4 protein-coding genes and 1 pseudogene are annotated in these 6,246 nt (G+C 54.3%); 3 read left to right on the top strand and 2 right to left on the bottom strand.

What is annotated here, in order from left to right; translation table 11 throughout:
* Nucleotides 1-60: 60 nt before the first annotated feature.
* Both ACSZPU_RS08080 and ligB read right to left on the bottom strand, forming a co-directional pair.
* Nucleotides 61-996 (bottom strand): annotated as a pseudogene (locus ACSZPU_RS08080) (protoglobin domain-containing protein); the annotation flags it as partial.
* Nucleotides 997-1,166: 170 nt separating this feature from the next.
* Complete coding sequence (gene ligB, locus ACSZPU_RS08075; protein WP_498997354.1) at nt 1,167-2,843, bottom strand: NAD-dependent DNA ligase LigB; 1,677 nt, start codon at nt 2,841-2,843, stop codon at nt 1,167-1,169.
* 256 nt (nt 2,844-3,099) lie between these two features.
* Between ligB and gmk the strand changes: the two genes are divergently transcribed.
* Genes gmk through spoT form a run of 3 tightly spaced genes read left to right on the top strand, consistent with a single transcriptional unit; the run spans nt 3,100 to nt 6,201 of the window.
* Nucleotides 3,100-3,723 (top strand): guanylate kinase, encoded by a 624-nt coding sequence (gene gmk, locus ACSZPU_RS08070; protein ID WP_498997352.1) that lies wholly within the window; start codon nt 3,100-3,102, stop codon nt 3,721-3,723.
* Between the two features lie 54 nt (nt 3,724-3,777).
* Nucleotides 3,778-4,053 (top strand): DNA-directed RNA polymerase subunit omega, encoded by a 276-nt coding sequence (gene rpoZ, locus ACSZPU_RS08065; RefSeq protein ID WP_000135058.1) that lies wholly within the window; start codon nt 3,778-3,780, stop codon nt 4,051-4,053.
* An 18-nt stretch (nt 4,054-4,071) separates the two neighbouring features.
* On the top strand, nt 4,072-6,201 hold the full coding sequence (spoT, locus tag ACSZPU_RS08060) for a bifunctional GTP diphosphokinase/guanosine-3',5'-bis pyrophosphate 3'-pyrophosphohydrolase (protein WP_498997337.1): 2,130 nt from the start codon (nt 4,072-4,074) through the stop codon (nt 6,199-6,201).
* Nucleotides 6,202-6,246: the final 45 nt, after the last annotated feature.

The raw sequence follows: 6,246 nt of genomic DNA, 5'->3' as shown, positions 1-6,246 counted from the left end.
GAGCGGGCATCGTGAAAAGTCTATGTCAAAGAAAGGGTTATGTTCTCATAATTGACGATTAAATCGCACCTTCCTTAACTGTGTCAGCGGATCCTTGCCGTTTTCCAATTTCACCAGCGCATCAAACATTGAGGCGAGCAGGAGGTGGATCTGCCCGGTAAGCTGGCGAATGGTTTGCAGCAATCCCATTCGTGACCCCATTTCTGGCGCCTGCTCGCTGGCCAGAGCCTGAGTAATATGGTCATCCGCCTGTTTTATCAGCGCATCCATATTTGCCAGCATTTCCGCGTTACCAAGCAGGTGTTTCCCTTTGTGGGAGAACCACATCCCAAACTCTGACTTCGACAAAAAGATTAAGTCTGCCGCGGGCAGGCCCGTAGCAATGTTGTAGATAAACTGATTTTCCCAGCTCGTCAGCGAGCTGATTTGCCGCTCGCGCTCAACGTTCACATCATCGTAAATCGACAGCAGGCGGTACTGTTCCTGTGCATGCATTGAGTTTTGGTAGGTCGGCGAGTAAGAGACGGTCATCGCTTCAATGGCGGTATCCATCGCCAGACTGCTAAAGCAGATGATATCGCTGAGCAGATGTGCCGGAATCACCTCTTTCACTTTCAGCAGACGATAAAGCTCATCTTTGAGTTTGCGCGCGCCGCGAGCCACCAGGTCAATCGGCAGACCAATCCGTGCGTGCACAATACCAATCTCTCTTTGCTTTTCGAGAAGCAGCGAAAGGTCTTCATGGGCGCTGCCCAGAACGCTACGCAGCCAGTGAAACATACTGTGGCTCAACCGGGTACTGACCTGCTCGGTATTAAGGAAAAGCGCACTTTCTTTATGCAGCAGCATGTAGTCATAAAAAACATTAACCAGATGGCGAATTTCCTGATCCGTTAACGAAGCCAGAATGTCGTGAACTTTGGGCGACGTCTGACGCAATAACGCCTGCCATTCCTTAAGAAGCAACGCATTTTTGCCCAGTTCAACCTGTTCCATGTCTTCGCCAACCATTAATTTCGCTGATGTTTAGCGATGATACTACGGGGAGTAACCGGGTTAAGGTCAAGTTAAACGGAATAATTCTTAATTCCGTTGACGCTTCTTGTTGTTATCTCTACCTTTTTTTGTACGCTTTTCGGAGTGATTCCACAGCGAGAATGGCGGTATTAAAACCCGGTAATCCCGTGCTTGCCCAACTCGGCCACCAGCGTCTGAATCACCGGTTCTTGTATAAACGCCATGATTTTGCGCGCTTTCTCTGCACCGATACCCGGCAGGCGCTGCCACTCCAGCCCACTTCGATTCTGCATCTGCTGCCAGTGGTTATCCCCGGCGGCCTGAATTGCCGATTTGGTTAACGGCAGTCCAAGGGCATACACCCAGCGTACAAAGGGGCGATTTCGGGCCAGATCGAAGCGATGCCAGAGCTGTAGCCCCCGGGCAGGCGTTATCCCGGCGGTTTCCTGTAGCTGCGTTTTGCTCAACGCCAGCCAGGAAAAGAGATGTTCAAACCGATGTGCCTGATGCAACACTCGCCAGCCCGCCTCTCCCAAGCCATCAATATCCAGCGCCTGTTTCGAGCTCAGCCATGTCAGCCGGGCCAGAAATTGCTCCTGACACTCTGGCGAAGCATAAAAACAGGTGAGCGGCGTGAAAACCGGTGCCGGAGGCTGCGGTTTATCGCGAACCAGTCCGCGCCAGACCACATTCTCAATGCGGGGGATCCCTTGCCCAGCCAGACTTACCAGCACCTGATCGCCCGGCGCAATATCCAGGGTCTGCCAGCGCCGCACGGAACCAATATTGACCCGCTGCACGCGCTTATCATCCAGCTGTATCGGCTCCAGCTGCGCCACCACGGCAATTTTCCCGGTGCGCCCGACGGTAAAGTGGATGTTTTTCACCTCGGCAACATGCTCAACCGGGGGATATTTCCATGCCGCAACCCAGTCTCCCTGCCCCGGAAGCCAGCGCTTCCCTTCCGGCTCCTGAGCGCTGCGCACCACCACTCCGTCCGTCACAAAGGGCAAGGCGGTGGTGAACCAGCGTTCACGCAGGGCGTCCACCTCGCTGACATTGCTGACGGGCACACTGTAGCGTTCCGCCCAGTCAAAACCGGTCTGCGTCAGCAATGGCAGCCGTTGGGTTAATGTTTGTGGCCCGTCCGGCCAGCTCCAGACAAAGACGGCAATGTCGTTTAACACCTCCGTTCCACCTCGCCGCATCATGGCTCCCGCTACTTTGGCCCGGGCATTCATACCGCCCATCTGCTTCTGGATGTGGCCGTCCTGGCGCAGAAAAAGCTCGCCCTGTAAGACACTGTTTGCCAGCACCCCCGTGACACGTTGCGGCAGAGCGGAAATACGACGGGCATTCTGCGTCCAGTCTTCCCCCACCAGGCCATTGCCCCGGCTGATAACTCGCTCCAGCTTGCCCTGACGATAAACCAGAGTCACCGCCACCCCATCCACCTTCGGCTGTGCCCATAGCGCTGTTTTACCCGCCATCCATTTCTGCAACGCCGCTTTATTAAGCAGTTTATCGACCCCCGTATGGGCAACCGGGTGCCTTAGCGTACCGCCCGCTGTAGCTGGCGCATCATGGACAATCTCTTGTCCAAAGCAGCGCCGCCAGTTCGCCAGTTGGGTATTAAGGTTGTCGTAAACGTCGTCACTTACCGCGCTGGCACCTTGCAGCCAGTAGTCCTCATTCCACTGCGCAATCTGTTTTTCCAGCTGTGCAATTTCTTGATCTGCTCGTGCAGGCGTCCAGACCGGGCAGGCAGCGTAGCTGCACACGTTCCATGCCATCGCGCCGATCATCATAAATGCTTTTATCCACATATCACCGTCTCCCTGGCTGAGTGCTGCGGGTATATCGCGACGGGAATCTGTTTTCGAGGCAGTAAAACGGCGTTTGCGATGCGGGTTCCGGGGTTTTTCACCTTTTGCAGAAAAATGATGGCAAATCAGGGAAAAGGCGCGCAAAACGCCATTATCCACAGTAAAAAGTGTGACGAGGGCTACGTCACGTTGCGCCGTTGTGTATAATAGGCACGTATGTAAGTTTCCTTTCGCAATTCACATACAAAAGACTCTCATGGCTCAAGGCACGCTTTATATTGTTTCCGCCCCCAGTGGCGCGGGTAAATCAAGCCTCATCCAGGCTTTATTAAAAACCCAACCGTTGTATGACATCCAGGTTTCTGTTTCACACACCACGCGCGCGCCGCGTCCGGGTGAGGTGCACGGTGAACACTATTTCTTCGTTAATCATGCTGAATTTAAAGACATGATTAGTGATGACGCCTTTCTTGAGCACGCCGAGGTATTTGGCAATTATTACGGCACATCACGCGCCACGATTGAGCAAGTGCTTAAAACCGGCGTAGATGTATTCCTGGATATCGACTGGCAGGGCGCGCAGCAAATCCGCATGAGAATGCCGCAGGCGCGCAGTATCTTTATTCTGCCACCGTCGAAAATCGAGTTAGACAGACGTCTGCGCGGTCGCGGTCAGGACAGCGAAGACGTTATCGCAAAGCGCATGGCGCAAGCAGTTGCGGAAATGAGCCATTACGCAGAGTATGATTACCTTATTGTGAATGATGATTTCGACACCGCCCTGGGCGATTTGAAAACCATCATTCGCGCCGAACGTCTGCGTATGGGCCGCCAGATGCAGCGACATGACGCTTTAATCACCAAACTGTTGGCAGACTGAACCCACATTCAGTATCATGCCCAGTCATTTCTTCATCTGTGGAGCATTTTAAATATGGCACGCGTAACTGTTCAGGACGCTGTAGAGAAAATTGGTAACCGTTTTGACCTGGTACTGGTCGCCGCGCGTCGCGCTCGTCAGATGCAGGTAGGCGGAAAGGATCCGCTGGTACCGGAAGAAAACGATAAAACCACCGTTATCGCGCTGCGCGAAATCGAAGAAGGTCTGATCAACAACCAGATCCTCGACGTACGTGAGCGCCAGGAACAGCAAGAGCAGGAAGCCGCTGAATTACAAGCCGTTACCGCTATTGCTGAAGGTCGTCGTTAATCATTAAGCGGGTCGCCCTTGTATCTGTTTGAAAGTCTGAATCAACTGATTCAAAACTACCTGCCGGAAGACCAGATCAAGCGTCTTCGGCAGGCGTATCTCGTTGCACGTGACGCTCACGAGGGTCAGACACGTTCAAGCGGTGAACCCTATATCACGCACCCTGTCGCCGTAGCCTGTATTCTGGCCGAGATGAAACTCGACCATGAAACGCTGATGGCCGCGCTGCTGCATGACGTGATTGAAGATACCCCCGCCACCTACCAGGACATGGAACAGCTGTTTGGTAAAAGCGTTGCCGAACTGGTAGAAGGGGTATCGAAACTTGATAAGCTCAAGTTCCGCGATAAGAAAGAGGCGCAGGCCGAAAACTTTCGCAAGATGATTATGGCGATGGTGCAGGATATCCGCGTCATTCTCATCAAACTCGCAGACCGTACCCACAACATGCGCACGCTGGGCTCTCTTCGCCCGGACAAACGTCGCCGCATCGCCCGTGAAACCCTCGAAATTTACAGCCCGCTGGCGCACCGTTTAGGTATCCATCACATCAAAACCGAGCTCGAAGAGCTGGGCTTTGAAGCGTTATACCCGAACCGTTATCGCGTCATTAAAGAGGTGGTGAAAGCCGCGCGCGGTAACCGTAAAGAGATGATTCAGAAGATCCTTTCTGAAATCGAAGGGCGTTTGCAGGAAGCGGGAATTCCGTGTCGCGTAAGCGGTCGCGAAAAACACCTGTACTCCATCTACTGCAAGATGGTGCTTAAAGAGCAGCGTTTTCACTCGATTATGGATATCTACGCCTTCCGCGTTATCGTCCATGATTCTGACACCTGCTATCGCGTGCTGGGCCAGATGCACAGCCTCTACAAACCGCGTCCGGGTCGCGTCAAAGACTACATTGCCATTCCAAAAGCGAACGGCTATCAGTCTCTGCACACCTCGATGATCGGTCCCCACGGCGTCCCGGTTGAAGTGCAAATTCGCACCGAAGATATGGACCAGATGGCGGAAATGGGGGTTGCGGCGCACTGGGCTTATAAAGAGCACGGCGGCGAAAGCAGCACCACTGCGCAAATCCGCGCCCAGCGTTGGATGCAGAGCCTGCTCGAACTGCAACAGAGCGCAGGCAGCTCGTTTGAATTTATTGAGAGCGTTAAATCTGATCTTTTCCCGGATGAGATTTATGTTTTCACCCCGGAAGGCCGCATCGTGGAACTGCCGGCAGGTGCGACTCCGGTCGACTTCGCCTATGCGGTGCATACCGATATCGGTCACGCCTGCGTGGGCGCACGTGTCGACAGGCAGCCGTATCCCCTGTCGCAGTCGCTGACCAGCGGGCAAACCGTGGAAATCATTACCGCACCGGGCGCACGTCCGAATGCGGCATGGCTCAACTTTGTCGTGAGCTCGAAAGCCCGCGCCAAAATTCGCCAGTTGCTGAAAAACCTCAAGCGTGACGACTCGGTGAGCCTCGGCCGCCGCCTGCTCAACCACGCATTGGGTGGCAGCCGTAAACTGGCGGAAATCCCGCAAGAACATATTCAGCGCGAGCTGGACCGCATGAAGCTCGCCACGCTTGACGATCTGCTGGCAGAAATCGGCCTCGGCAACGCCATGAGCGTGGTGGTGGCGAAGAACCTGCAGCAGGGAGAAGCGACGGCGACAACGCAAGGCACCAGCACCTCCACCAACTCCAGCGGCGGCCATTTGCCGATCAAAGGTGCGGACGGCGTGTTGATTACCTTCGCGAAATGCTGTCGTCCGATTCCCGGCGACCCGATTGTGGCGCACGTCAGCCCCGGTAAAGGGCTGGTTATCCACCATGAATCCTGCCGTAACATCCGTGGCTACCAGAAAGAGCCTGAGAAGTTTATGGCAGTTGAGTGGGACAAGGACACCGCGCAGGAATTTATCACCGAAATCAAGGTGGATATGTTCAACCATCAGGGCGCGCTGGCGAATCTGACCGCGGCAATCAACACCGCTTCTTCCAACATTCAGAGCCTGAACACGGAAGAGAAAGACGGTCGCGTTTACAGCGCCTTCATCCGTCTGACGTCGCGCGATCGCGTCCATCTGGCGAACATCATGCGCAAAATCCGCGTCATGCCGGATGTGATTAAAGTCACCCGTAACCGCAACTAGTGTTTACACAAAAGCATTCGAATTGCGTTAAGGCGGGAATCCCCG

Source organism: Phytobacter sp. V69 (genome assembly GCF_965644215.1).
Classification (GTDB): domain Bacteria; phylum Pseudomonadota; class Gammaproteobacteria; order Enterobacterales; family Enterobacteriaceae; genus Phytobacter.
The sequence above is the reverse complement of the archived record's forward strand: the minus strand, read 5'-3'. Positions and strand labels throughout refer to the sequence as shown.